The sequence below is a fragment of the Halobacteriovorax sp. RT-1-1 genome, assembly GCF_047085455.1.
GTDB lineage: Bacteria > Bdellovibrionota > Bacteriovoracia > Bacteriovoracales > Bacteriovoracaceae > Halobacteriovorax_A.
This window is the reverse complement of sequence record NZ_JBKIXZ010000001.1, coordinates 284,807-308,993: the sequence shown is the minus strand read 5'-3', so window position 1 is coordinate 308,993 and position 24,187 is coordinate 284,807. Positions and strand designations below refer to the sequence as shown.

Below are 24,187 nucleotides of genomic sequence, written 5' to 3'. Positions count from 1 at the left end.
TACTGCTAATTAACTTAGTATTAGGAATTGCTAATGAGCGAAGATGTTAAATTTTTAGTGGAGAATCCTTACCACTCGGCACGCTTTAAGCCAGCGAGAAAAGGTAAGAAGGGCCCTAAGCTACTAGCTGTTGTTCACCAGTCAGGATGTACAGGATGTGAAATCTGTATCCAAGGTTGTCCAGTAGACTCAATTGAACTAGTACCTGGTCCAAATCCAAATAACCCACAATTCAATCAAACAGTTGAAATCGACCTGGCTAGATGTATTGGTTGTCAAAACTGCTCTCAAGACTGTCCTTGGGAAACGATTACAATGTATGAGCACAATGATGCTTTTGCTATTTGGGGACGTGAAACTCTTAAGTCAGAACTCTATGTTTCAGAAGAGTCTCTTAACGAGCTACACAGCGAATTTGGAATTACAAAAGTAAAACCAAGTGAAGAAACAAATACAGAAGAAGAGAGTGCTTAAGCCTAGGCTTTAGCACTCTTTTTATTTCCACGAACTTCAGTTAAAAAATAATCAACAATATATATACCTGCTGCTACAGATATTGAAGCATCTGCCACGTTGAAAGCAGCAAAGTGCCATCCCTTATAATAGAAATCAAACATATCGACGACGTAATCTAATGAGATACGATCAATAAGATTTCCAACAGCTCCAGCGAAGATCATTGAATAAGCTAAACAAAGCATATAACTTTTCTTTCTTGAGTCCCAGATTAAATAGACAAACCAAAGACATGCAATTACCGGCAGGATTTTAAAAAGAATCATTCTAACTACGTCAGGAAACTCACTCCCCATTCCAAAAGCTACACCAGGATTCTTCACATAAGTAAGATTAAAGAAGCCAGGAATAACTGTTAATGTTTCCCCAAGCTTAAAACTAGATTGAATTGCTCCCTTAGAAAATTGATCCAAGAAAAGAATTCCAACAATAAGTAATGTCATTTGCCAAATTCGATTCATTTATAAAATTCCTTAGGGTTAATCTCGTACTTTTCAATCTTTCTAAGAAGTGTCTTCTTAGGAATATTTGCTTTCAATGCTGTTTGATTAATCTTTCCATTATTAATTTTTAAAGCCTGGATGATAAATTCTTTTTCAAAAATATCTTTAGCTTGTGAAAAATTAAGCCTTAGCTCACCGTCAACTTCATTAGTTGCAAAAACAAATTGATAACCTTGTGCACTTGCAATTAATTGTTCATCTTGTCCCGCATCTGTAAGAACAGAGTCCTTAATTTCATCGTAATCAATAATAGCTTGAGATTCTTCGACAAGATTTTCAACTGTAACTGATTTTCTTATCTTATCTGGTAAAGAGCTGGCTTTGATAATATCACCACTTTCAATAATGAAAGCATGCTCGATAACATTTCTAAGCTCACGAATATTACCTGGCCAATCATGACCTTGCATAATCTTCATTGCTTCTTCATCAAGTCCACTAATTTCTAGATTATGAACATTATTAAAATACTTAACGTAGTATTCAACAAGATGAGGAATATCTGAGTTTCTCTCTCTTAACGGAGGAAGATATACAGGAAGAACATTTAAACGGTAGAATAAGTCTTCTCTAAATGTTCCTTCTTCAATCATCTTTTCAAATGGTTTGTGTGAAGCTGCAATTACACGAACATCAGCTTTAATCTCTCTATTTGAACCGACAGGAGTGAAAGTACCTTCTTGAAGAACGCGCAGTAGTTTAACTTGCATCGTTGGTGAAACATCACCGATCTCATCTAAGAAAAGAGTTCCACCATCAGCAAATTGAAACTTACCGATTTTTCTTTCGTTAGCACCAGTAAACGCACCTTTTTCGTGACCAAATAATTCTGACTCTATTAAGTTTTCAGGAATAGCTGCCAAGTTAATCGTTACAAATTTTTCATCTTTTCTTGGACCATTATAGTGAATTGCACGAGCAACAAGCTCTTTACCTGTACCGGACTCACCTCGAATTAAAACCGGAGTGTTTACTTGCGCAAGCTTTCCAATAACATTGAAAACCTTCTGCATAACATCTGATTCACCAACAAATTTATTTTTTGTATCACCAAGTGATAAAACTGGAGCCGAGAAACCAACTGTTTCAACAAGTGATCTTGCTTTAAGGGCACGCTTAATCAATGAAACAAGATTGTCTGAGCTGATCGGCTTTTCAAGGTAATTATAAGCGCCTTCTTTTACGACCTTTACCGCATCAGTAACATTTGAATACGCAGTTAAGATAATAACAATTACTGAAGGATCATGTTTCTTAATCTCTGTTAACGCTTCAATACCATCCATTTCAGGCATGTTCACGTCCATAACAACTAGATCATACTTAGTCTTATAAACAGCACTTAACGCCTCTTTCCCGTTGTCGGCAACATCAACTGCAAAGTGATGAAATTCCAACGCCTCTCTTACTGAGGTTTGTAAAACTTTATCATCATCGACAACTAAAACCTTATGCATATGCACTCCATTTATTTATTCAAAAATTTAATTAGAAAACTTGTTCCTTCTCCAAGTGATGAAGTTACAGAAATCTCACCACCATGAAGTTCTACGAAATATTTTACCAGATAAAGACCTAGACCGCTCCCCTTAATAATATGGGACGCATCATTTTTAACCCGATAAAACTTCTCAAATATATTATCGACATCGTCTTGACCCATACCAACACCATTGTCTGAAATTTCAATATAGACCCAAGTATCATCGTCCCAAGTCTTTATATTAATTGTCTTACCTTCACCAGCATATTTAATCGAGTTTTCAACAATATTAGAAACAATACGATTAACGAGACTAACATCAATCTCAATTGGAAATAGTGGTCCGAGCTCTGTCTCAATTGACATCTCTTTTGAACGCGCCAAGTACATTAAGCTATTTACGCAATCTTCAATAATTTTATTAACATCCTTACTTTGTAGATTAAGAGAGATATTTCGAGACTCAACTTTTGTAAGGTCTAAAATTGAAGTGATAAAATTATTAAGTTCTTTTGTTGAATCAATAATAGTTTTTAGTCCATCGTGCATGTAGGTTTCACCACCACGATTTCTTTGCAGCATATTATCAGCAACACCTGCAATTTTGGCTACCGGTGTCTTCAGGTCATGACTCATTAACGAAATAAAGTTTTGCTTTAAGTTTTCAACTCTCTTAAGTAGCTTTGTTTCTTCTTGAATCTTATAACGACGTTGATACTCACCAATCGCCCTAAATGGTACCCAAATATAGTAAACGACAAACACTGTTAATAAGATATGCGTAATATAAAGCCAAAGTCCAAAGAGTAAAAAGATTAAATATGAAAAGAGAACTGTTCCAACAATAATCCCAAACGTAATAAGAAGTCCTTTAGCTGGCTGAATTCTAGATATAACAATTGAAAGAATGACACCAATTAACATCGAAAGAATTTTAGTCACCCAAAGAGGTATTGAATAAATTAATTGATTCTCCATTAATGCTTTTGTCATATTGGCATGGATTTCTAATTTCGAAGTTCTCTTCTGATCTTTATCAAATGGAGTCTTTGCATAATGTCTCAAATTCGAAATATAGGCAGGGCCAATTAAAACAACTTTTCCATTAAAGTAGCCACTTGGAATATTTCCAACAACAACTCTGTGAACAGGTAGTTTTTCTAAGTGCTCTAGTGTTCGTAATGGATAACGAAATAAGCTGAAGCTAGCATCAGCTTCTGGCATATAGTAAGCACTCTTAAGCTTATTTAAAACAAGTGGTTCTTCATTATTAATTATTCGCCATTCATTAGCAGTCCAAAAATCAAGAGTCTCTTCACCTGAAATATTGAGAACCATTCTTCTAACGACATCATCTTTAGCAAAGAGCTTACTATCAATATTCACAACTGCTGGAGAATATCCTAAGTCTCTTAATTCTTGTGGAGGAAGACGCTCTCCCCAAGAATCTAATTCTGTCCCATAACGATAAAGTCCACCTTGCTTCATATAATCTTTAATTTCATCATGAAGCAATTGAAGAGACGCTGCCTCTCTTTCATTTAATGGAGCAGAGAGATCTCCAAAGAAATTTATAATTGCTGGTTTATCCTTTAAGACTTTCCTAAAAAGCTTTAGATAAGTTGTATAGGTATAAGGATAACTCTCGCCAAGAAACTCATCACTCTCTTCATCAATCTTAATGAGAACGATATTATCATCGTGAACTAGAGTCATATCTAACTTTAGTCTTAAATCATAAAAGATTGCTTCAATAGATTGAAACTTATACTGAAATAAAACAGACAAGAAGACGACTGTAAAAAGCGCTGGGTAATATTTTGTAAAATCTAATTCTCTGAAGTACTTAAAAAAGTTCTTCATAGTAACTCACTTTGATGAAATCGCTCATCCATAGCATCTGGAGTACGTAGAATTGACCACATTGTTGTTGAAGCGACATTAAAATGCACAACATTAATCATCGCATTCTCAAGGTAAATTACCTTCTGAGCAACTCCTCTCATATCGACACTCTCATTCTTTTTAAAGTGATATTCTTTAAAACTATTTGAAAGGCGATTAAATAATCTTCGAGGTACCACAAACATATAACGGAAAACGGCTTCAGCTCTTGCCAACTTGAACACCCAATTAAAAATCGTACGCCAAAATAAAAGAACCACTAAGATGTGAGTTAGTATCTTTGCATTAATTGTCTCATTGAAACTAAGTTCAGCCTCAAGGTACTTATCCATTTCAGATGGCGATAAATTCTTTATGATAGCTGAGTTGATGATCACATAACCAGAACCAAGCAAGCTTCCCATCATAAAGAAAGGAGCATTTTTACTCTCAAAAAACTTCAATCTTCCCTTATTGCCTCTAAAGTGAAGTCCATTTATTTTATTAAAAATGGCCACATGTTCTTTGTTATCTAATCTTATTGGGTTTAGCTTAGACAGCACAATGGAAGGTATGATGTAAGTAAACGAAATTACATAGATTAATGTCGCCAATGCTACCGAACTCGAAATGTGGAGATTTGTACTGAAGACAATGAATCCACCGGCCAGGAAAAATACCTGAATAAAGACGATAAAAAGACTTAATAAATATGAAATTAATACACTAAACAAAATTTTGTCCCTATTTTTTTTACAAGATATTCTCTAATTATAGACCCAAATCCAAAATACGGCTATAAGTCATCTGAATCACAGATAGACAAAAGCAGATATATATGAAGCGATTGATATATAATTTCGCAGCGCACCTATTGTGGATTCCGTAATTGTGATACACAAGGCATTAACGTTTTAAATATAAGCAGAAGGGGTATTTTGAATGCATACTAAGCTACTTTTTGGTACAGCAGGTGTTCCTAATTCTACAGTTAAAAAGAACAATCCAGTAGAAGGTGTTAAAAGAATTCACGAACTTGGACTTGATTGTATGCAACTCGAGTTTGCACACGGCGTAAGAATGAAGGAAGAAGTTTCTTCAAATCTAAGAAAAGTATCATATGAGCTAGGCGTTCCATTAACTTCTCACGGCCCATACTATATCAACCTAAATGCTAGAGAGCAGGATAAAATTGATTCTTCTGTTGAAAGAATCATCCAAACAGCTAAGATTTCTGACCTTTGTGGTGCAGAATCAATGACTTTCCACGCAGCTTTCTACATGAAAGATTCTCCATATGATGTTTTCGACCTAGTTGAAAAGTCGATGAATGTAATCGAAGAAAGATTAAGCAGACTTGATATTGAGATTGAGCTTCGTCCAGAGCTTACAGGAAAGACTTCACAGTTTGGTTCTTTAGAAGAGCTTATCAGCCTAACTAAGAACGTAGACTCTTGTCGCCCATGTATGGACTTCTCTCACTTATATGCACGTACTAACCAGTACAACTCGGAAGAAGAGTTTGATGAAGTAATCAACAAACTTAAAGAAGAACTTGGTGAAGATTCAGTTAAAAATATGCACATCCATATTTCAGGTATTAGCACTAACTCTAAAGGTGATCTTAAACACCTTAACCTAGAGAAATCTGACTTTAACTGGAAAGATCTTCTAAAGTCTCTTAAGAAGAATGGTTGTGGTGGATACATGATCTGTAACTCACCAAACCTAGAAGACGATGCATTAATGCTTAAAAATTACTACAATTCACTATAAAAAAAAAGCGGCTTTTAAGCCGCTTTTTTTATCTCTTCAAAATCTTTAGTTTCGATATAAATATTTTCATCCATCATATAAACAACTAAGTCATCATGTGTTTGAAGAACTTCTTTTAGGCCATCATTAAGGGCTTTATCATAAAGTTTAAGTTCAAGAAAACTGCTTATTTTCAAGTCATTAATAAATGAAAGTCCTTGTGGAAAATCTATGAAAGTACCACCGATCCAGAGACGATAAGACTTTATTTCTGAAATATAATTTAGTTGATGAGCATTAGAGTTGGCACTTTCAGTTAAGTTGAAAGTTTCACCAACCAGTTTATCAAAAGAAAGATCTAATATTTTGCTACTTTTCACGACTTACTTATCGGTAAGTTCGAAGATATCTTAACGAGCGTCTGTTTCTTTAAACTCGTAAAAAGACTTCACATCACTGATATCTGAAATCAACCACTTATCATCCTTCTTAATAATAAGAGCAATCTTCTTAACAGAGATCGAAACATCTTGTTTTGTCTTACCATCAGTGGCCTCATCATCATAGGCTACTGAATAAGTGATTGAACACTCATCCCCCGAGCAGTTCTTATAGACAATCGAAAGTCTAGATTTCTTGAAATTAGACATTTCATTGAGCTTCTTCGCGTCCTCAGTTAGTGCCTGAGTATATTCTTCAAGTAATGTACCAGTAAGGTAATCTTTAAGCTCATCAACTTTAATTTCATCATTCAGTCTTTTCTCGATAAATGCAGTTAGCACTCCTTCAGGAGACTTATTTGAGTTACATGAAATAAAAAGTAATGCAATGATTAGATACTTAAACATTTAGAGTTCCTTCCTAGATTATAATGAAACAATTCCTCTTCGTTTCAGAATATTATAAAGTGTAATCCAGTTGTAATTATTATTTTCTGACTTTGATAATAATTTTAATCCATAGCCGTTAGGGTAAACGAGCTCAACACAAAAGTTATCAACAAATTTTCTACCTTCATATTCTAACTCAAATTCTAACTTTTCACCCTTAGATATTTTTTCACTTGTGTAGATTACAATTCCTTTATCATCACAGTTAGAAATTTTAACAGGTAAACAAGAGCCTGACGAAAGATATACATTTCCTTCAAGAGAACAAAAGCCGTCGAAATTGAAATTTTCTTTTGTAAAAATTGGTTTGAAGATTGCTTGTCCGAGCTCTTCCTTCAAAAGAAGAATCATATTATATGAAACTAATAAAAAGATTACCGCCATCAAAAGTATAATCTTGTCGTACTCCACTAGGAATAATGAAAATACCTTATAAAAGATATTTAAAACAAAGACCGACAGAACCACTACAGTAAGTTCTCCCATGTAGAGAATCTTAAAAATTAAAAATATAGCTAAGGCAGTTGTAATTTTATAGGTCGTAACAATTCCGATAAAACGATTCAAGTCAATTGCTGAAACATCTGCATCAAGTGAATAACACGTATGTAGGAAAAACAGCGAAAATACCACAAACAGAATATTTAGCAATTTGAATGTCAGAGTGTCAGAATTGTGCACTTATTACCTTAAATTTTAAAATTTGTTATAATTAATATATGGATTATTATCTCGAAATTTCTTCACGTTGTATAGAGTGTGATAACTGCAGGCTTATCTGTCCAGAAAAGGCAATTTTTATGGATAAAGGTAAGTACACAATAGAACCTTGGGCCTGTACGTTGTGTAACGCATGTATACTTGTTTGCCCTGTCGACTGTATAAAAGAAGTTACTCAGAAAGAATAATCTTTTTCCTTATAAGTAATAATTCTCGAATCGAAATCAAATCGAACACCAAGCCAATCCATTATCGATGTCGATCTAAAATCAGTTCCTTCAAGTTCCTCGATAGAGGCAACAAATTTTTTAACCACAGCTGGAAGCTTTTCAAGGTCTGAAATTACATCAATATACTTGTCCAGTGTACCCAAGTCTAGAAATACTGGGTTTTTAGGAAGGCTCATATGGACTGTTTTATTATTATAGTCCGCTACCGTTTTGAAGAAAGATGATTCACCTTCAACCAGTGGAATCTTTCTTAAATCTAATATACCAACACCTGAGTAAGTTAAATAATTACTATCAGCATCATGAGGTGAAATACTTGTAAGCTTTCCATCAATAACTTTAGTCTCGTTGTAAGAAGCATCTTTATCAACTTCAATTGCATATAAGTGAGCAATCGCATTAGCAGATAACATTCGTTCAACATCATTTTGAATCTGCTCAAAATCAAAAAAATAAAATTGATCAGAATTAATGATGAATATAACCTCATCATCAATATGCTTCTTTAAATTATGAATACAGCCACCGCTACCTAAGATATCTGGTTCATGTAGTAAGACAACATCCTTATCTTTTGCCCAAACTAGCATTTCGTCATGACAATGGTGAGAATTTATATAGATATTATTACAACCTAACATTTTTGCATAAGCTACTTGTAAATCCAGCAGACGTAGATTGAAAAATGGCCATAAAGGTTTAGGTATTATTTTTCCTAGATTTCCCATGCGTGTGCCAAAACCAGCACTAGCAATAAAGCAAGTTTTAATCATTCAAACCTCGCTCTAAAATTTTTGCGAAATCATTAAACTTTTCAATTGTACTCGTTTTACAAGTATTAATGAGCTTCTCTAAGTTTACAGGGATGAATTGTAGGTAATTATCTTTCTTTTTATCGATATTTAAATAGGCGAAACTTCCAAGCGCCTTAAAAGTTCTTTGAATTTGCACAATATGATAATCATTTTTGTACTTATTATAAAAGTCATTATCATAACTTAATAATAACTTCTCTTTCTCGGCGTCAGAGAAATTAATATAACAGTCGTCCACAAGTGAAACTAAATCATACATTTTTGGGCCAACCCTCATGTCTTGATAGTCAATATGGAATAGAACACCATCCTTAACATAAAGATTATTTGAGTGATAATCGCGATGACAAACAACTTCCTTATGAGATTCATAATAGTTAATGATGTATTCTCTCACTTCTTTAAGAAGTAAACTTTCATCATTATTTAGTTCAACTCCTAAATGTTGCTGTAGAAAATAATTGCATGCTAAATCAAATTCAAAACCAATTTTTTCACGATCAAAGTCTCTTCCCATGCAAAACTCAAGTGGCATATTTTGATATTTTTTAATATCGCCTACAGCTTCTACATGCTTAGAAAGTCCTGAAGAAAGATAAAAATCTTTTAACGAAATACTTCCAATATCTTCTAGAATAAGGATTGAAAACTCTGGATCGTAGAATAGAATCTTAGGTGTTTTAATATCACTTAAAATATTATTTGTGACAGTGTTGAAGTCACAACTTTGTTGGCCATTTGAAATCTCAACACACACTACATATGTTTTATTCTCGTGATTTAAACGATAGTACTCTCGGCTAGAAGCATCACCTGACAATTTCTGCAGTTTGCTATCTTCAGTATAATAACCAACATTTTCTAACTTATTTACAATTGATTCTTTATTCATCCTATTTACTCTTTAGATACTTTCTTTGAAATAATAGAATAGACGAGATGAGTTTTTTTCAAAAATTAAATTCTCATCCTCTCCACTATTAACCATATAATTTTTAAGTAAAAATTCTTCTTTCGAAAGCTCATGTGAGTGTACACCTTGCACACTAAAACTAATCGATTGACGGTTTAGAGTCTGGAGCCAAAGAAGTCGTGCCTCTGGATCGTATCCAGATTTGATCAATACTTCGTAGACCAAATTATTTAAGTCTCTTTTAGCATTCAAGTCTAAATTATTAATACGAATCATATCATCGATAGTGTAAGAATTTAGTGGAATCAGTTTTTTCTTCTCATAGATGCCAATTTTACTTCTTATCAATTCTCCTAAGAGAACGGCCACGAAAATATTCTCACTATTCATATAATTTTTAAGTAAACCACGAGACATAAAAACGTTATTTTTTGGAAGGGAGAAGTAGAAATTTCTATTGTCATCAACAATATAAAAATTGATACCAAAATCGTCTTTTTGAAAGAGCCCTTGATTATTTAAATAAAGTTCTTTTGCAATTGTATTCAAGTAACGTAATGATCTTCTATTTGGCTTTCTTACCTTATTATTTTTGATGAAAAGTTCTGCTATTCCTTCAAGGTGCGTCAGATAATCTTGAGATGTAAACGTATCCTGATAGTTGTATGGATAATCATTATCTTTTTTATAAAGATAAGTACAAGACGTGAAACTAAATAGTGTTAGTAGAATTAAAATTTTCATCTTCTATTAGGTAAAAAATAAAAAAGCTCTCGTTATGAGAGCTTTATATAATTAATCTATTATACATGAATTACATAGACTCGGAAGCAACATCTCTTTCCTCAGGAACATAATAAAGTGTAAAACCTGCAAAGATTAGATTTGGATCTTTAATCATATCTCTATTATTATCCCAGATTGATCTCCACTTGGCCGGTGTTCCATACTTATCTTGAGAAATAACACCAAGTGTTTCTCCTCTTCTAATTAAGTGAGGTAGTCCAACTGGATTCCAATTAAATTGTCCACTTTGATATTTGATTTTATCTCCTGCTTGAAGACCATCGGCCAAAGCTTCTTGATTCATCGCTTGGATATCACGCCACTTTCTATAGTCACCATATAGCTTAAAAGCAATCCACATTAGTGTTTCACCTTTTTGAACTTCATAGTAATCAGATGCAGTTACAATAACATCTTTTTCTAAAGCTACATTTTCTTCAAGAAGTATTTCATCTGTTGGTGATGGTGCTTCACTTCCAAGAACAGCAACTGATTCATCAGTCGGTTGCATTGTTGCTTCTTCTAGTTGATTTAGATCTTCATTCGCATCAACAACGAAGTCAGAATCATCAATTGAAATCTCTTCAGATTGTTCAGCCGCTGCTACTTCCCCTTCTTTCTTTTCATTGTTTGAACATGAAGTGAAAGTTAGTGCCGAAACTAATAATAATAAGAATATCTTCTTCATGGTATATTACCCCTTTTAAATAGTAACAATTATATGTAATTCCCTTCGGTTACTTTTAAATAGATATTTAAATTTTAACCGCCTAGACTAATTTCTTCATGCGATGTACAATTTTTCCGTATGAAGAATATAATGATCCTATTCTTACTATTTTTATCAACTACTGCTCTTTCTCAAAGTGCAGTTAATGATTTCTCAAATGCAGCTAATTTTGAACTAGCTAATGAAAAGCTATTGAAAATTTCTGGAACCAAAAGAATTATTCTTGTCAGTAATAGTCAAGATAGCTTCGCAAAAGGTGACTACATTACTATCTTAATAAATAAGGTACCTGTTGCACGTGGAGTTGTTCCGAAACAAGAAGAGAATCAAGCAGCTGTTAAAGTCACAAAAGTGTACGATGAAGAATTATTTAAAAATTTCTTTGTAAACCAAGATGTTCAAATCTTACGTGGCGATGACTCAGCTTACGGTAAGCCCGCTGACAATCAAGATGATCAATTTAAAATCACTGATTCAGAATCTCTTTATGATGATACGACATTACTAGAGGAAGACTTGTATGGTGATGAAAGTCAACAAACAGGTGTCATTAAAAATGATAATATCGCCTCTGTTGGTATCGGTCTTGTGGATGGATTTAACACTGCCGGAAAGCAAGATACAAATACTCAATATAATGCTGCATGGTCTTTTCAAGTTGAAAAAAATATTTGGATCGAAGGCTTTATTGGTCGTCATCTTATTCGTGCTTTCCCTGCAGATGATATAGATACAGCAGTAAATCAGTATATCTTCAGAGCAAAGTACTCATTTGAAGGTCCTTTATACACAGTATTTATGCCATATGTTGGATATAAATTTGCAACTGCTGATAGTCCTGGTGCTGGTGACGTTTCTAAAGTTGGTTCAGACCAAGCCCAAAGAGAACTTGACCTCGTTGCAAGTGTTGAGCAAGATGAGTTTGTTTTTGGTGCAACAGGATTTAAAAGATTAGTACCTGGATGGTTTTTAAGGGTTGATATTGGAACAGATGTAATGGGAGTAGGTCTTGCACTTGAGTTCTAAGTTTTTATTATTTTTTACTACTTTTGCACTAACTTCTTGTGGTGTAAAAACTGCTCCCAAGCCAAAGAATGATAACTTTCCTTCATTCATTGAGCAAAATAAAAAAGTACTAAGACCTAAGTCACAGCTTAAATCTAAAAGCTCAGATGAAGATTCAAAAAAAGAATCTAAAAAGTCTTCGAACTAATGAAAATAATCTTCAGTCTCGGCTCAAATTTAAATAATAAAGAAGAGATTCTTCTTAGCGCAACTAAAGAAATCGAATTGGCCCTAGATGCCAAATCATTTATTAGTAGGATTTTCGAAACCCCACCATACGGGCCACAAGATCAGCCAAATTTTTATAATATTGCTCTTGAAATTGAGACATCCCAAAACATAGAGCCAGAAGCTCTTTTGCACATAGCAAAAGAAATCGAAAATAAACTTGGTCGCAAACGACGCTATCACTGGGGCCCTAGAGAGATTGATATCGATATTATTTTTATTGATAAATTAAAATATGAATCAAAGAACTTAATTATACCCCATAAAGAATTTAGAAATAGAAGCTTTGTGCTCGAGCCCTTGAAGGATTTACCGAGCTATAGCGAATACAAATCATATTTTGAAATTGCTGAATTGAAGCATAATGATGCAACACCACTCAAATAGTACCAAGGTGTTTTATTACACTATCTTAAGCCTTTATTACCTATTTACTAAATACTGAAAAACTATCTATAATAATGTCACATTATCTTTAGAACAATAGGTTCCATCATGATCAACTTTGAATTAACTTCCGAGCAAAAAGAAATTCGTGAACTTGCAATGAAATTTGCAAAAAATGAGATGATGCCTAAAGCTGGCGAATATGATGAAAAGGCACAGATGCCTTTAGACATTCTTCGCAAAGCTTGGGAGCTTGGTTTAGTTAATACTTGTATTCCAGCTGAATATGGTGGTGCAGGTTTTTCTACTATTGATTCAATGATCATTACTGAAGCTCTTGCCTATGGCTGTCTAGGAATGAATACCGCAATCATGGCAAATGATCTTGCACTTCTACCAATTGTTATTGGTGGGAATGAAGAACAAAAAAAGAGATTTTTAACTCCTTTTACTGAAGATTATAAAATTGCAGCTTTCTGCTTAACAGAACCAGGCTATGGATCAGATGCAGCGGGTATCAAAACAACTATAAAAGAAAGTGGAGATCACTACTTATTAAATGGAAATAAGATGTGGATCACAAATGCAGGATATGCAGATCTTTTTGTTGTCTATGCAACAACTGATACAACACTTAAGCACAAAGGTATTACGGCACTTGTTATTGATGGAAAGTCCGAGGGAATTGAGCTTGGTGAAAAAGAAAATAAAATGGGACATCGTTGTTCTGATACTAGAGCAGTGACTTTTACAAACGTAAAAGTTCCAAAAGAGAATATTTTAGGTGGTCTTGGTCAAGGTTGGCCAATTGCAATGGCAACATTAAATCACTCTAGACCTATGGTTGCGAGTTCCGCAGTAGGTGGAGCTCAATGTGCTATGGATCATGCGGTTAAGTATGCTGGGGAGAGAGTACAATTTGGTGTTCCACTATCTCGTCATCAGGCCATTCAAATGATGATCGCCGACATGGGAATTGAAATTGAAGCAGCTCGACTACTTGTTCAAAAGGCTGCGTGGTCAATTGATAATGGAAAACCAAATCCAGAACTTTCATCATACTCAAAAGCTAAAGCCGCTGATATGTTTATGAAAGTAGCAACTGATGCTGTACAAGTATTTGGTGGCTACGGTTATAGTAAAGAATATCCAGTTGAAAAAATAATGAGAGACGCCAAACTCATTCAAATATATGAAGGCACTTCACAAATACAAAGATTAGTTATTGCTAAAGAAATTTTTACAAGGAGCTAAAATTGAACATTTTTGTATGTATTAAACAAGTTCCAGACACGGAAACTAAAATTACTCCAAATGGTGATGGATCTTATATCGAAACAAGTTCTATCAAGTGGATCATGAATCCATATGATGAATTTGCAGTAGAGCAAGCTCTATTAACTAAAGCTGCAAACAGTGGTTCTACTGTTACTGTAGTAAGAGTTGGTGGTGTTAAAGACACTGAAGCTCTAAGAACTGCCCTAGCAATGGGTGCTGACGATGCAATCCTAGTTGAAGCTGATGACAACTTAGATTCATATATGACAGCTAAAGCACTTAAAGGTGCTATTGAAAAATCTGGAAAAACTCCAGATGTTATCTTCACTGGAAAACAAGCAATTGATGACGACTGTCTTCAAGTTCCACAACTTCTAGCTCAAATGCTAGGAATGCCTTCAGTAACTGTTGTAGACGGTTGTGAAGAAGCAGGTGGTTCATATACTCTTAAAAGAGAAGTTGAAGGTGGAGCACTAGAAGTTTACGAAGTAACTGCTCCAGTATTAATTGCGGCCAACAAAGGTCTAAACAGCCCACGTTATGCTTCTCTTCCAGGGATTATGAAAGCTAAGAGAAAGCCTCTTGCTCAACATTCACTTTCAGATGTAGGTGTATCTGCTGACGATCGTCGTGTTAAGTATTCTGGTTTCCAACTTCCACCAGAAAAACCAGCTGGGAAGAAGTTTGATGCAATGGACGAAGCTGCTCAAGCAGGTGTTGTAGCTGAAGTTGTTAAGCTTTTAAGAGAAGAAGCTAAAGTTATCTAAGGAGATTATTAAAATGGCAAAGATATTAGTATTTTCTGAAACAAGTGGTGAAACAGTTAAGTCTGTTACATTTGAAATCTTAGGAAAACTTGCTGGTCACACTGTTGACGTAGCAATCGTTGGTGACATGGGTGCTAATGCAACTGCAGATCTTGCAAAGTATGGTGCTGCTAATGTTCACAACCTAAAAGGTGCAAACCTAGATAAGTATTCTCCAGAAGGATACGCTAATGCACTTAAAGAATTTATCGGTTCAAACTACGATTACGTATTTGCTGGTGCAACTTCTCTAGCAAAAGACCTTATGCCAAGACTAGCTGGTATGTTTGATGCAGGTATGGCATCAGAAGTTACAAATTTTGTAATGGAAGGTGACAACTTTGCAGGAACAAGACCACTATTTGCTGGTAAAGTTCTAGCTAAAGTAGAACTAGACGGACCTAAGCCAGGTTTCGTAACTGTAAGACCTAACGCTCTTGGTATGCCAGAAGCTCCAACTGCTGGTGCAGGTGCTGCAAATGAAGTTGCTGCTAACGCTGGTGACATCAAAGCTGCAATCAAAGAAATCGTTAAGGGTGCTTCTGAGAAGCTAGACCTGACAGAAGCAAATGTCATCGTATCTGGTGGTCGTGCTATGAAATCTGCAGAAAACTTCAAGATCCTTGAAGAACTAGCAGAAGTTCTTGGTGCAACAGTTGGTGCTTCACGTGCTGCTGTAGACTCAGGATATGCTCCACACGCAATGCAAGTTGGTCAAACTGGTAAAACAGTTGCTCCATCTCTTTACATCGCTTGTGGTATTTCAGGTGCTATTCAACACTTAGCTGGGATGAGAACATCTAAGGTTATCGTTGCAATCAACACTGACCCAGATGCGCCAATCTTTACTAAAGCTGACTACGGAATTGTTGGAGATCTTTTCCAAATCGTTCCAATTCTTAAAGAAGAACTTAAAAAAGTTCTTTAAGCATCCGCAGCATTGTTTTCCCAAAGGCAAACTATTGGCTGCGGTGCTAGGCCTCAGTGCAATGAAATGAATTACATATTCAACAAGCCGGGTTCAAGCCCGGCTTTGTTGTCTCTAGGCCTATGGGAAAGTTTGTGCAATAATCAATCTACTCCCTGCGGTGCTAGCTCCCCATGCAAGGAGCACATTCTGATCGAGAGCGAGGGTTCAGTCTGCTTCGGCTCCTGCCTCTAGCAGACATACAGGTCATCGTAACCATAAAGCCCGAGCGGTTCGTCTCAGGAGCAAAAAAACTTCGCATATATAATACATAAAAAAGGCCCTCAATTTTGAGGGCCTTTGTTTTTCTTCTCTTCTCTCTTTATATTTATGGATTAGAATCCGTAACCTTGTCTGTCTAATTCTTCTTGTCTTTCGTATTCAAGTTCTTTTTGCTCTTCAAATCTTTCAGCTGGATCATCTACAAGATTATCTTCTTCATACTGCTCTTCTTCGTATTTTTCTTCGTAGCTTTCCTCTTCAACTTGCTCTTTCGCTTGCTTATCAAAAGCTACAGGATTTGAATTACCTTGTGCTAGGTTAATATCATTTTCAAAAGAACCTGCTTCAGTTAATGATCTTTCAAAGCTTGATTCTTCTTTTGCTCTTTCCATACTTTCAAATTCTGCATTAACTCTTTCTAGTTCATCGTAAGTTACAAAGTTAATTAACCCACCAGCATATGGACCAGTTGTAAATCTTAGACGGTATCCATTTTCACCATTTCTAGCAAATACACCATGTGAAAGTTGTCCTTGAAGTTCTACTTCAAAAGCACTTCCATCTTTTAGCTTAATATCACCAAGTACTTCATTAATATCTTTATCAAATACGTTGAAGTAAAGCCCTTGAACACCATTTGGACCAACTGTTACACTTCCTTCAATCTTATCTTCACCACGAATTAGCTCGTTATTTAATTGAGGAAGAACTACTCTTTCGATAATAAATTCTTTTCTCTCATTTTCATTAATGATTGCTGCTTCTTCTAAAGCTTCATCAACAATAACTTCTTGAGTAGCTACTTCATTATTTGCTTCTAAAACTCTTCTTGCTTCAATTAATTCAAATCCATCTTCATAAGCTCTAAAGATTGAGATATTTTTATTATTCTCGTGTAGGAAAGAAACATCAAAAGTGTACTCATTATTATCGTTAAGTTGAACAAGACCAGTTCCAATTAACTTCATATCAACTACTCTTTTAGAGTTTGCTTTCTTCTCATTAAAAATTTCATTTCCTTCGTGATTTTCTACTCTTACAATTTCCCATTTACCGTCGATAATTTGTGCATACTCTGCAACAGGTAAGTATTGAACAGATACTTTTTCACGATCAGATGAAGCTACGATACGATCAACGCTCTCATCAACTCTCTTTTCAAAAGAAATATCTTTCTGTTGCATAAATGAGTTATCAGTTACTGAAATCCCTTGATAGATACCACCGAATACAAGGAATGATCCTGATAGTACTGATGCGATAATGAATTTCTTGTAAATAGCTGTTGCTTTCATACAGTGCTCCTAAAACCTATATGCATATATAGAAGCAACACTCATGCCAAATTGAACAAATACGTATATTTGCTAACTTACTGAAAACGCGTTCGTATTTAATGGAATTTATTGAATTGTTTAGGTATTAGACTGTTAAACTTTTAACACTGTAGAAAAAGTAAACACACCCCAGGGGTGTGCCTACTCTAATATGAATAAGAATTAATCAACTTGGAAAGTCTTCTTCTCATAGTCACTATGAGAAGCTCTAAAGCGCTTTAGAGCGACTACAATAAGCTCTTCAAGCTCAATCCCAGTATTCTGAGACATTAACTCAAAAGAGGTAACAACGTTTTCTTCGATCATAACTTTAAGCTCTTTAAGGTTGCCTTGGTTATGCGTTTGATCTTTCATTTAAAACTCCTACTTTACGACCTTCAAGGCGCCCATTTTTCTTAGATTTACTAATGCTTGGGTGACTTCAAAATCAAATAATTCGCAATTGCTATAAATATCTTTAACCTTGCTGTATTCAGCTATAGTTTTTAATAGTAAAAATTCATTTGCACCAGTCTTTTTTCCATTTTTTATGAACACAGGATTGATCAAAATGTGAATATTTTCTGGTGGACGAAGGGACTTAGCCTTTAAATGCTGAGAATAAGCATTTTCAATATTCGACTTTAACTCACTAAATTTTAGTTTGAATTCGTAGTCACTCTCAGAAACAACTTCTGGCTCGGCCACAAGAGTGAACTCCTCGAGATGATCCATTTCAAAAATTACTAACGAGTATAAGGCCTTAAGGCCTGTCTTCTTAGAAAACTGGGCCGCAACAACAATTCCCTCGCTAATATATATAACGCCTAGGAACTGACGATCGGCCCTTTTAAGAATATTGATTCTGCCTGTGAAATTAAAAGAGCATTGCTCCTCTATTTTCTGTATGATGGACATTTTCTACCTTTTGAAAATTTTTGAGAAAAAACCTTTCCCCTCACCATCATTATTTTCTATTTCAATGATCTTTTTTGCAATACCGGAATATGCTTTCCATACTGGTCTACTTTCGTATGAATTATTAGACATGTAAGGCACACCATTATCGCAAGATTCACGTAAAGCAATTTCAATAGGGATTTCACCTAAGAATGGATAACCAAGCTCATTTGCGATATCAGCTCCACCCTTTTCACCGAAAATATAGTATTTCTTCTCAGGCATATCATCTGGTGCGAAGTAGCTCATATTTTCAATAAGTCCTAAAACAGGAATATTGACCTGTTCAAACATATTGAAGCCTTTTCTAGAATCAAGTAGAGCAACATCCTGTGGTGTTGATACACCAACAATCCCACTTAGATTTAAAGTTTGAGCAATTGATAACTGAACATCACCAGTTCCTGGAGGCAGATCTAATACTAGGTAATCAAGCTCACCCCAATCAACATCAAAAAGAAATTGATTTAGAACGCCACCGAGCATAGGCCCACGCCAGATTACAGCGTCTTTTTCTTCAATGAATAAACCGAAGCTAATGAATTTAATTCCATGTGCTTCTATAGGGGCAATTTTCTTATCATCAGTTGCAAGAGGCTTCGCATCTCTTTGACCCAGAAGCATCGGAATAGATGGCCCATAAATATCGGCATCTAGTAGACCTACTTTCTTTCCTTGGTTTTTAAGAGATAGAGCTAAGTTTACAGAAACTGTACTTTTCCCAACACCACCCTTTCCAGATGAAACAGCGATAATCTTCTTCACGCCCGGAATATCACGTTTTTGAGGTGCAGCCTTAGCGTGACCGACTTCTAACTTCGCACCTTGTTGTTGAGGCTTTTGCTGTTGCTGAGCTGGCATTTCTTGAGTAGAAATAGTTTTAATGAAGAGATCATCTTCACTAACAATAGCTGAAAGAGAATTAACAATTGAATCCTCAATATCTCGTTTTTGTGCAGGAGTAATGCCATCACGATTATAAACAATCGTAAGCTTCTTATCTTCGATTGCAATATCCTTGAAACGATTCTCATCTAATAGGGATTTTCCAGTGTTTGGGTTATTAACCTCAACTAATTTACTTTTAACTATTTCAATATTTAGCATACTAATTCTCTCAGTTTTTTATCGTTTTATGCGTGAATTCTATTAAATATTGGGCACTTATTCAATGAGTAAAGCAAATTTTTGCCCTACAACAAAATTCATAAGATGTTATAATTACTAAAGAAACTAAATTAAAGTTTGGAGAAATTGTGTCTAAGCCATATAAGCGTTCCATAATCATAGTCGACTCTAAATTTCAGCTGAGATTCAGTGCATTAATTTGTATTGTAATTCTAGTACTAAGTGCATTCTATCCACTTGTTATTTACCAAGTGCTAACTAATATTTCAGAAAAATTTCCACAATCTGCTGAGCATATTGCAACAATGAAGAGTGATCTTTTAAACTTTCTCATTTTATGCCAAGCATTTTTTGGGATCCTCATCTTTGTAGTTTGTATTTTCTTTACTCACAAAGTTGCAGGCCCACTTTATAAATTAAAACAATATCTTGCTGGACTAAGACACACAGGGTTTGAAAGAAAGCTTTCATTTAGAGAAGGTGATTACTTTCAAGATGTCGCAGATGAAGTTAATTTAACAGTTGAGTACTTCCAAACTCATTTTAAGGAAGACACTGTTTATATTGATGAAATCTGTAACTATTTAAAGAACCTACAACAAGTTGTACCTGACGATAAAAAATTAATCTTAAGTGATGTAGTCACTAAGTTAAAAAGTATGGAAGGTCGTTTCAATGAGTTTATTGGGTAAGAAGTTTATTCTTTTATCGTTAACGGCAAGCTTGTCATTTACAAGCTTTGCGAAAGATTCTCGTTCTCTTAAAGACAAAGAGCTTACAGCTGCACGTCACATCTCAGAAATTGAACGCATTTTAAAAAGAAAGAAATTACCTAATCATAAAATCAATAATGCAATTAAGGCCATTAAAGATGGTGGTATCTTTAAAAATTATCTCACTCACTTGGAGTTTTTAAGTGATCTAAAAACATCACTAAAAAAAGATAAGTATTTTTCATGTAATATTAAAAGTCACAGAACAAATCGCGTTGAGGATGAATTTGTTTCAAATATTAGAAATTACTGTTTTCACACTGTTAATTATTTAATTAACGATAAGTATTACAATGATATTATTGCTGATGATGAAAACTTCTCTAAGGCCATTCAATATCTTGCAACATCTCGAAACTCACTTTTCATTAGTAAACTAGAAGAAGTTGATAAAGAATCTAAAATTTATCAACATATTAAAAAACAGCTTATCGAAATAACTTTGATCAATGGGCTAAAGATTGATTCTAAGCTTTATTCACATATAGATTTTGATAAAGATATCACTCTTTTATTCCAAAATAATCTACATAGAATTAAGAAGAACAAATTAACCATTACGAACGAATTTATAAAACAATATCGCCAATTAAAAAATCTAGTAAAAAATAATGAGAAAAAGAAAGCAAATATCAATGAACAACTTTCAAAGTTTTTAACTTTTGAAAAGGCCAATGAAGACTATATTTATAAAAAGTCTTCATGGAAACGTGTTCGCTATATTGGAAAACTCCTTTTAAATAATGATGATATTGCCAATGCCAATCGTTACTTTGCTCGCTCATATGAGATTAGTTATGATGATGAATCAAAAAATGAATCACTCTTCCTTCTACTTTGGAATTCAATAAAAAACGAAAACTATAAGGAAAGTATCGTAACAGTACAAAACTATAAATTAATAGATGAGTTTTCCAATCTATACACTAAGACAAAATTTTGGATTGCTTATAGTTATATGAAAGATGGGAATGAATCCCTTGCAAAACACTTATTCAAATTAATGATTAATGGAAACCCATTAAGCTTCTATTCAATTATTGCCCAGGACTATCTTCCTGAGTTTGATAAGAATTATGTTAAATCACTTTATTTCCATAAGAATACAGTTAATCTTCCCAAACTAGAATTAGCGGACTTCACCCAGGCCAAACAAAGAAATATTAAAGAATCAAATATTTGGCATGAGTTAAAATTTGTCGGAAAGGTTGATAAGTTAATTTATGAATTTATCCGTTTCAATCCTGAAACTGATATTATCAATAGGGCCAAGTTAGACTCTCTTCCATTAGAAGAACAACGTGTGGCTATATTTAATTACTTTCTTCATCATTTCAAAGAAAGTGGTGATTTTTTATCGAGTTTCAAACTCGTCTCAAGGACAATTGACTTAAATCTCATAAGGCCTTCAAAAATTGATATTACGACTCTCTTTCCGGTTCTACATCTTGATAAGATTAAAGATGTAAATGCTGAAATTGACCCGCTTCTAGTTTTATCGATTATCAGACAAGAAAGCGCATTCAATCCAAACGCACGTTCAGCAGTAGGCGCACTAGGACTAATGCAACTTATGCCAGCTACGGCAAGACAGATGACTAATTTTAGAAAAACAGACGAGATCTTAATTCCACATAGAAATATCGATGCTGGTGTACGCTACTTCAAATCTCTACTTAATAAGTTTGATGGAAATATAATCTATGCATTATCTTCATATAATGCAGGTCCACACAAGGTAACAAAGTGGGCAAAGAATCTTATGGATGTAGAAGATCCTATTTTTCAAATTGAACAAATTCCATATAAAGAAACAAGACTGTACGTGAAGCTAATCTATCGTAACTTCTTCTTTTATAATCTTATGAAAGATAACTATATTTTAGAAAAGAGTGTAGCTTCTACTTTTAATGCCTTTCCTAAGAAGGAAGCGAAACGAGAAATATCATCTCAGTTGTAAACAATAAAAAAGTAAGTTCTTATGCAAAGATTTTTTGCTCCAGAGACAACAAAGCCGGGCTTGAACCCGGCTTGTTGAATAAATTTCTCTAGCTAAAGTATTGGGGAGCTAGCACCGCAGCCAATAGATTGCCTTTGGGCAATCAATGCTGCGGATGCTTAAACATTAAAACGGAAGTGAATAATATCACCGTCTTTTACGATGTACTCTTTACCTTCCATACGAAGCTTTCCGGCTTCCTTAACCTTCGCCTCTGATCCATTAGCAATTAAGTCATCATAGTGATAAATCTCTGCCTTAATGAATCCTCTTTCAAAGTCTGAGTGAATTACACCTGCAGCTTCAGGAGCTTTAGCTCCTTCTTTGAAAGTCCAAGCACGAACTTCTTTAACACCGGCCGTAAAATATGTACGAAGACCAAGCATATTATATGCTTCATGAGTAAGCGTTTCTAAACCAGAAATTTCAATTCCAGCAGCTTCCATAAAGTCTTTCTTATCTGCTTCATCTTCTAGTGCCGCAATTTCAGACTCTAGCTTTCCACAAATCTTAATTGCACGAGAACCTTCTTTCTGTGCAAATTCTTTTACTGCTTTTACATAGTCATTATCTTCATCAACACTCTCTTCATCTACGTTACATAGATAAAGAGTTGGCTTAAGAGTAATTAGGTTAAGATCACGAGTTAACTCGATATCTTCCTTATCCATCTCAAGAGTACGTGCAGCAAAACCTTGCTCTAAATGAGCAGTAAGTTTTTCTAGAACAGGTACAAGCATCTTTGCTTTTGATGCAATTTCTTTATTTTGGTTTTTCATTAACTTAGGAAGGTTTGCTTGCTTTCTTTGAACAACTTCAAGGTCAGCTAGAGCAAGTTCCATATTAATTGTTTCAATATCATCAACTGGATTAACTTCACCGTGAACGTGGATAACATTAGTGTCATCAAAACAACGTACAACGTGAACAATTGCATTTACTTGACGAATATTTCCAAGGAATTGGTTACCAAGACCTTCACCTTTTGAAGCACCCTTTACAAGACCTGCAATATCAACAAATTCAACAATAGTTGGAATAACTTTTTGTGGCCCAATGATTTCCGCAATTTTTTGCATACGAATATCACCAACGTTTACAATCCCAATATTTGGTTCGATTGTACAAAATGGAAAGTTAGCTGCTTCAGCTGGAGCCGAAGTTAGAGCCTGAAAAATCGTTGATTTACCAACGTTTGGAAGTCCTACAATCCCACAATTTAGGGCCATTATTTTCTCCTGATATCTATTTACTTAAATCTAGTAATTGTTTCTTTTTATATCTTTGAATCGCTGTTTTAAAGCCACTTTTTACATAACATTCAACGGCTTTTGAAGCTTTTTCTAAGTAATCGTCAATAAAGTCAGCCTCCGAACCAAAATAGCGGCCCAAAACCCAATCAGATACACTTCCATGTTGTGGACGTCCAATCCCCATACGTAAGCGCTTAAAATTGTTATGACCTAATTGTCCTGCAATTGACTTAAGACCATTGTGACCCGCAAGGCCACCACCATCTTTAAAGGCAATAGTTCCCCACGGTAAATCTAATTCATCGTGAATAACTAAAATATTTTCTGGTTCGATTTTGAAGTATTGAGCAAAAGGAATAACACTCTCACCACTTAGATTCATATAAGTTTGAGGCATTAACACGTAGAACTTATCTTCATCCGTTTCAAACGAAGACCAAATTCCTTTAAATTTCTCTTTAAAAGGCAAGTCCTTGATTGGCTTGATAAAATTCATTACGTCCCAGCCAATATTATGTCTGGTACCTTTATATTCTGAACCTGGATTTCCAAGTCCAACAATTAAATAATTCATAGGTTA

At 34.7% G+C, this 24,187-nt stretch carries 28 protein-coding genes; 11 read left to right on the top strand and 17 right to left on the bottom strand.

The annotated features are described in order from the left end of the window. Nucleotides 1-33 precede the first annotated feature (33 nt). Nucleotides 34-474, top strand: a complete 441-nt coding sequence (locus ACMAWV_RS01550; protein ID WP_412470512.1) for an indolepyruvate ferredoxin oxidoreductase subunit alpha — start codon at nt 34-36, stop codon at nt 472-474. 2 nt (nt 475-476) lie between these two features. Here ACMAWV_RS01550 and lspA read toward each other — a convergent pair whose 3' ends face one another. Genes lspA through ACMAWV_RS01530 form a run of 4 tightly spaced genes read right to left on the bottom strand, consistent with a single transcriptional unit; the run spans nt 477 to nt 4,850 of the window. Further along, a complete protein-coding gene (lspA, locus tag ACMAWV_RS01545; protein ID WP_103218666.1) occupies nt 477-977 on the bottom strand; it encodes a signal peptidase II in 501 nt (166 codons plus the stop codon). Continuing rightward, nucleotides 974-2,476: a sigma-54-dependent transcriptional regulator gene (locus ACMAWV_RS01540; protein ID WP_103218665.1), complete on the bottom strand. Its 1,503-nt coding sequence runs from the start codon at nt 2,474-2,476 to the stop codon at nt 974-976. The genes lspA and ACMAWV_RS01540 overlap by 4 nt, the downstream gene beginning before the upstream one ends. Nucleotides 2,477-2,487: 11 nt before the next feature. Next, nucleotides 2,488-4,365 (bottom strand): ATP-binding protein, encoded by a 1,878-nt coding sequence (locus ACMAWV_RS01535; RefSeq protein WP_103218664.1) that lies wholly within the window; start codon nt 4,363-4,365, stop codon nt 2,488-2,490. Further along, on the bottom strand, nt 4,362-4,850 hold the full coding sequence (locus ACMAWV_RS01530; RefSeq protein ID WP_392994085.1) for a hypothetical protein: 489 nt from the start codon (nt 4,848-4,850) through the stop codon (nt 4,362-4,364). The genes ACMAWV_RS01535 and ACMAWV_RS01530 overlap by 4 nt, the downstream gene beginning before the upstream one ends. Nucleotides 4,851-5,328: 478 nt before the next feature. On the opposite strand from ACMAWV_RS01530, the gene ACMAWV_RS01525 reads away from it, so the two are divergent. After that, nucleotides 5,329-6,162: a TIM barrel protein gene (locus tag ACMAWV_RS01525; RefSeq protein ID WP_103218662.1), complete on the top strand. Its 834-nt coding sequence runs from the start codon at nt 5,329-5,331 to the stop codon at nt 6,160-6,162. A gap of 14 nt (nt 6,163-6,176) precedes the next feature. Here the strand turns inward: ACMAWV_RS01525 and ACMAWV_RS01520 are convergent, their stop codons facing one another. The 3 genes from ACMAWV_RS01520 to ACMAWV_RS01510 are packed head-to-tail and all read right to left on the bottom strand — an operon-like array spanning nt 6,177 to nt 7,664. Continuing rightward, nucleotides 6,177-6,521 (bottom strand): hypothetical protein, encoded by a 345-nt coding sequence (locus ACMAWV_RS01520; protein ID WP_103218661.1) that lies wholly within the window; start codon nt 6,519-6,521, stop codon nt 6,177-6,179. A gap of 30 nt (nt 6,522-6,551) precedes the next feature. Then, nucleotides 6,552-6,989: a hypothetical protein gene (locus ACMAWV_RS01515; RefSeq protein WP_103218660.1), complete on the bottom strand. Its 438-nt coding sequence runs from the start codon at nt 6,987-6,989 to the stop codon at nt 6,552-6,554. An 18-nt stretch (nt 6,990-7,007) separates the two neighbouring features. After that, nucleotides 7,008-7,664, bottom strand: a complete 657-nt coding sequence (locus tag ACMAWV_RS01510; protein ID WP_146037888.1) for a hypothetical protein — start codon at nt 7,662-7,664, stop codon at nt 7,008-7,010. A gap of 86 nt (nt 7,665-7,750) precedes the next feature. Between ACMAWV_RS01510 and ACMAWV_RS01505 the strand changes: the two genes are divergently transcribed. Next, on the top strand, nt 7,751-7,939 hold the full coding sequence (locus ACMAWV_RS01505; protein WP_103218658.1) for a DUF362 domain-containing protein: 189 nt from the start codon (nt 7,751-7,753) through the stop codon (nt 7,937-7,939). Here the strand turns inward: ACMAWV_RS01505 and ACMAWV_RS01500 are convergent. The 4 genes from ACMAWV_RS01500 to ACMAWV_RS01485 form a co-directional block, all read right to left on the bottom strand. Further along, the gene (locus ACMAWV_RS01500) at nt 7,927-8,754 is read right to left on the bottom strand and encodes a sugar phosphate nucleotidyltransferase (RefSeq protein ID WP_412470511.1); all 828 of its coding nucleotides are present in this window, start codon (nt 8,752-8,754) and stop codon (nt 7,927-7,929) included. The genes ACMAWV_RS01505 and ACMAWV_RS01500 overlap by 13 nt on opposite strands. Then, entirely contained in the window at nt 8,747-9,688 is a 942-nt protein-coding gene (locus tag ACMAWV_RS01495) for a phosphotransferase (RefSeq protein WP_412470510.1), read from the bottom strand. Before ACMAWV_RS01495 ends, ACMAWV_RS01500 begins: the two co-directional genes overlap by 8 nt. Nucleotides 9,689-9,700: 12 nt before the next feature. After that, nucleotides 9,701-10,453 (bottom strand): hypothetical protein, encoded by a 753-nt coding sequence (locus tag ACMAWV_RS01490; RefSeq protein ID WP_103218655.1) that lies wholly within the window; start codon nt 10,451-10,453, stop codon nt 9,701-9,703. 70 nt (nt 10,454-10,523) lie between these two features. Beyond that, nucleotides 10,524-11,183 carry a LysM peptidoglycan-binding domain-containing protein gene (locus ACMAWV_RS01485; RefSeq protein ID WP_103218654.1) on the bottom strand — a complete coding sequence of 220 codons (660 nt, stop codon included), beginning with the start codon at nt 11,181-11,183 and terminating at the stop codon, nt 10,524-10,526. Between the two features lie 120 nt (nt 11,184-11,303). Here ACMAWV_RS01485 and ACMAWV_RS01480 point away from each other — a divergent pair, with 120 nt between their 5' ends. The 6 genes from ACMAWV_RS01480 (at nt 11,304) to ACMAWV_RS01455 (ending at nt 15,917) form a co-directional block, all read left to right on the top strand. After that, nucleotides 11,304-12,251: a hypothetical protein gene (locus tag ACMAWV_RS01480; RefSeq protein WP_146037887.1), complete on the top strand. Its 948-nt coding sequence runs from the start codon at nt 11,304-11,306 to the stop codon at nt 12,249-12,251. Then, on the top strand, nt 12,241-12,438 hold the full coding sequence (locus ACMAWV_RS01475) for a hypothetical protein (RefSeq protein ID WP_158246916.1): 198 nt from the start codon (nt 12,241-12,243) through the stop codon (nt 12,436-12,438). The genes ACMAWV_RS01480 and ACMAWV_RS01475 overlap by 11 nt, the downstream gene beginning before the upstream one ends. Then, a complete protein-coding gene (gene folK / locus ACMAWV_RS01470) occupies nt 12,438-12,905 on the top strand; it encodes a 2-amino-4-hydroxy-6-hydroxymethyldihydropteridine diphosphokinase (protein ID WP_103218651.1) in 468 nt (155 codons plus the stop codon). The genes ACMAWV_RS01475 and folK overlap by 1 nt, the downstream gene beginning before the upstream one ends. A gap of 111 nt (nt 12,906-13,016) precedes the next feature. Then, on the top strand, nt 13,017-14,159 hold the full coding sequence (locus tag ACMAWV_RS01465) for an acyl-CoA dehydrogenase family protein (protein WP_368667188.1): 1,143 nt from the start codon (nt 13,017-13,019) through the stop codon (nt 14,157-14,159). A 2-nt stretch (nt 14,160-14,161) separates the two neighbouring features. Next, nucleotides 14,162-14,950 (top strand): electron transfer flavoprotein subunit beta/FixA family protein, encoded by a 789-nt coding sequence (locus ACMAWV_RS01460; protein ID WP_103218649.1) that lies wholly within the window; start codon nt 14,162-14,164, stop codon nt 14,948-14,950. Between the two features lie 13 nt (nt 14,951-14,963). Then, the gene (locus ACMAWV_RS01455) at nt 14,964-15,917 is read left to right on the top strand and encodes an electron transfer flavoprotein subunit alpha/FixB family protein (RefSeq protein WP_103218648.1); all 954 of its coding nucleotides are present in this window, start codon (nt 14,964-14,966) and stop codon (nt 15,915-15,917) included. 374 nt (nt 15,918-16,291) lie between these two features. Here the strand turns inward: ACMAWV_RS01455 and ACMAWV_RS01450 are convergent, their stop codons facing one another. From ACMAWV_RS01450 to ACMAWV_RS01435, 4 genes are all read right to left on the bottom strand, one after another. Beyond that, a complete protein-coding gene (locus tag ACMAWV_RS01450) occupies nt 16,292-17,473 on the bottom strand; it encodes a hypothetical protein (RefSeq protein ID WP_412470509.1) in 1,182 nt (393 codons plus the stop codon). Between the two features lie 204 nt (nt 17,474-17,677). After that, nucleotides 17,678-17,869 (bottom strand): hypothetical protein, encoded by a 192-nt coding sequence (locus ACMAWV_RS01445; RefSeq protein WP_021267727.1) that lies wholly within the window; start codon nt 17,867-17,869, stop codon nt 17,678-17,680. Nucleotides 17,870-17,878: 9 nt separating this feature from the next. After that, nucleotides 17,879-18,412: a hypothetical protein gene (locus ACMAWV_RS01440; RefSeq protein ID WP_412470508.1), complete on the bottom strand. Its 534-nt coding sequence runs from the start codon at nt 18,410-18,412 to the stop codon at nt 17,879-17,881. 3 nt (nt 18,413-18,415) lie between these two features. Continuing rightward, nucleotides 18,416-19,561, bottom strand: a complete 1,146-nt coding sequence (locus ACMAWV_RS01435) for an Mrp/NBP35 family ATP-binding protein (protein ID WP_103218645.1) — start codon at nt 19,559-19,561, stop codon at nt 18,416-18,418. A 149-nt stretch (nt 19,562-19,710) separates the two neighbouring features. On the opposite strand from ACMAWV_RS01435, the gene ACMAWV_RS01430 reads away from it, so the two are divergent. Continuing rightward, a complete protein-coding gene (locus tag ACMAWV_RS01430; RefSeq protein ID WP_103218644.1) occupies nt 19,711-20,274 on the top strand; it encodes a hypothetical protein in 564 nt (187 codons plus the stop codon). Beyond that, a complete protein-coding gene (locus tag ACMAWV_RS01425; protein WP_103218643.1) occupies nt 20,258-22,315 on the top strand; it encodes a lytic transglycosylase domain-containing protein in 2,058 nt (685 codons plus the stop codon). Before ACMAWV_RS01430 ends, ACMAWV_RS01425 begins: the two co-directional genes overlap by 17 nt. 158 nt (nt 22,316-22,473) lie before the next feature. Here ACMAWV_RS01425 and ychF read toward each other — a convergent pair whose 3' ends face one another. Further along, entirely contained in the window at nt 22,474-23,583 is a 1,110-nt protein-coding gene (ychF, locus tag ACMAWV_RS01420; protein ID WP_103218642.1) for a redox-regulated ATPase YchF, read from the bottom strand. 16 nt (nt 23,584-23,599) lie between these two features. After that, nucleotides 23,600-24,181, bottom strand: coding sequence for an aminoacyl-tRNA hydrolase (gene pth / locus ACMAWV_RS01415; RefSeq protein ID WP_392994059.1), 582 nt, complete (start codon nt 24,179-24,181; stop codon nt 23,600-23,602). Nucleotides 24,182-24,187 lie beyond the last annotated feature (6 nt).

Coding starts and splice junctions, on each gene's coding strand:
- ACMAWV_RS01495 (WP_412470510.1), bottom strand. CDS start 9,688: ATGAATAAAGAATCAATTGTAAATAAGTTAGAAAATGTTGGTTATTAT.
- lspA (WP_103218666.1), bottom strand. CDS start 977: ATGAATCGAATTTGGCAAATGACATTACTTATTGTTGGAATTCTTTTC.
- ACMAWV_RS01535 (WP_103218664.1), bottom strand. CDS start 4,365: ATGAAGAACTTTTTTAAGTACTTCAGAGAATTAGATTTTACAAAATAT.
- ACMAWV_RS01480 (WP_146037887.1), top strand. CDS start 11,304: ATGAAGAATATAATGATCCTATTCTTACTATTTTTATCAACTACTGCT.
- ACMAWV_RS01490 (WP_103218655.1), bottom strand. CDS start 10,453: ATGAAAATTTTAATTCTACTAACACTATTTAGTTTCACGTCTTGTACT.
- ACMAWV_RS01550 (WP_412470512.1), top strand. CDS start 34: ATGAGCGAAGATGTTAAATTTTTAGTGGAGAATCCTTACCACTCGGCA.
- ACMAWV_RS01455 (WP_103218648.1), top strand. CDS start 14,964: ATGGCAAAGATATTAGTATTTTCTGAAACAAGTGGTGAAACAGTTAAG.
- ACMAWV_RS01440 (WP_412470508.1), bottom strand. CDS start 18,412: ATGTCCATCATACAGAAAATAGAGGAGCAATGCTCTTTTAATTTCACA.
- ACMAWV_RS01505 (WP_103218658.1), top strand. CDS start 7,751: ATGGATTATTATCTCGAAATTTCTTCACGTTGTATAGAGTGTGATAAC.
- ACMAWV_RS01540 (WP_103218665.1), bottom strand. CDS start 2,476: ATGCATAAGGTTTTAGTTGTCGATGATGATAAAGTTTTACAAACCTCA.
- ychF (WP_103218642.1), bottom strand. CDS start 23,583: ATGGCCCTAAATTGTGGGATTGTAGGACTTCCAAACGTTGGTAAATCA.
- ACMAWV_RS01450 (WP_412470509.1), bottom strand. CDS start 17,473: ATGAAAGCAACAGCTATTTACAAGAAATTCATTATCGCATCAGTACTA.
- ACMAWV_RS01485 (WP_103218654.1), bottom strand. CDS start 11,183: ATGAAGAAGATATTCTTATTATTATTAGTTTCGGCACTAACTTTCACT.
- pth (WP_392994059.1), bottom strand. CDS start 24,181: ATGAATTATTTAATTGTTGGACTTGGAAATCCAGGTTCAGAATATAAA.
- ACMAWV_RS01425 (WP_103218643.1), top strand. CDS start 20,258: ATGAGTTTATTGGGTAAGAAGTTTATTCTTTTATCGTTAACGGCAAGC.
- folK (WP_103218651.1), top strand. CDS start 12,438: ATGAAAATAATCTTCAGTCTCGGCTCAAATTTAAATAATAAAGAAGAG.
- ACMAWV_RS01525 (WP_103218662.1), top strand. CDS start 5,329: ATGCATACTAAGCTACTTTTTGGTACAGCAGGTGTTCCTAATTCTACA.
- ACMAWV_RS01500 (WP_412470511.1), bottom strand. CDS start 8,754: ATGATTAAAACTTGCTTTATTGCTAGTGCTGGTTTTGGCACACGCATG.
- ACMAWV_RS01435 (WP_103218645.1), bottom strand. CDS start 19,561: ATGCTAAATATTGAAATAGTTAAAAGTAAATTAGTTGAGGTTAATAAC.
- ACMAWV_RS01445 (WP_021267727.1), bottom strand. CDS start 17,869: ATGAAAGATCAAACGCATAACCAAGGCAACCTTAAAGAGCTTAAAGTT.
- ACMAWV_RS01515 (WP_103218660.1), bottom strand. CDS start 6,989: ATGTTTAAGTATCTAATCATTGCATTACTTTTTATTTCATGTAACTCA.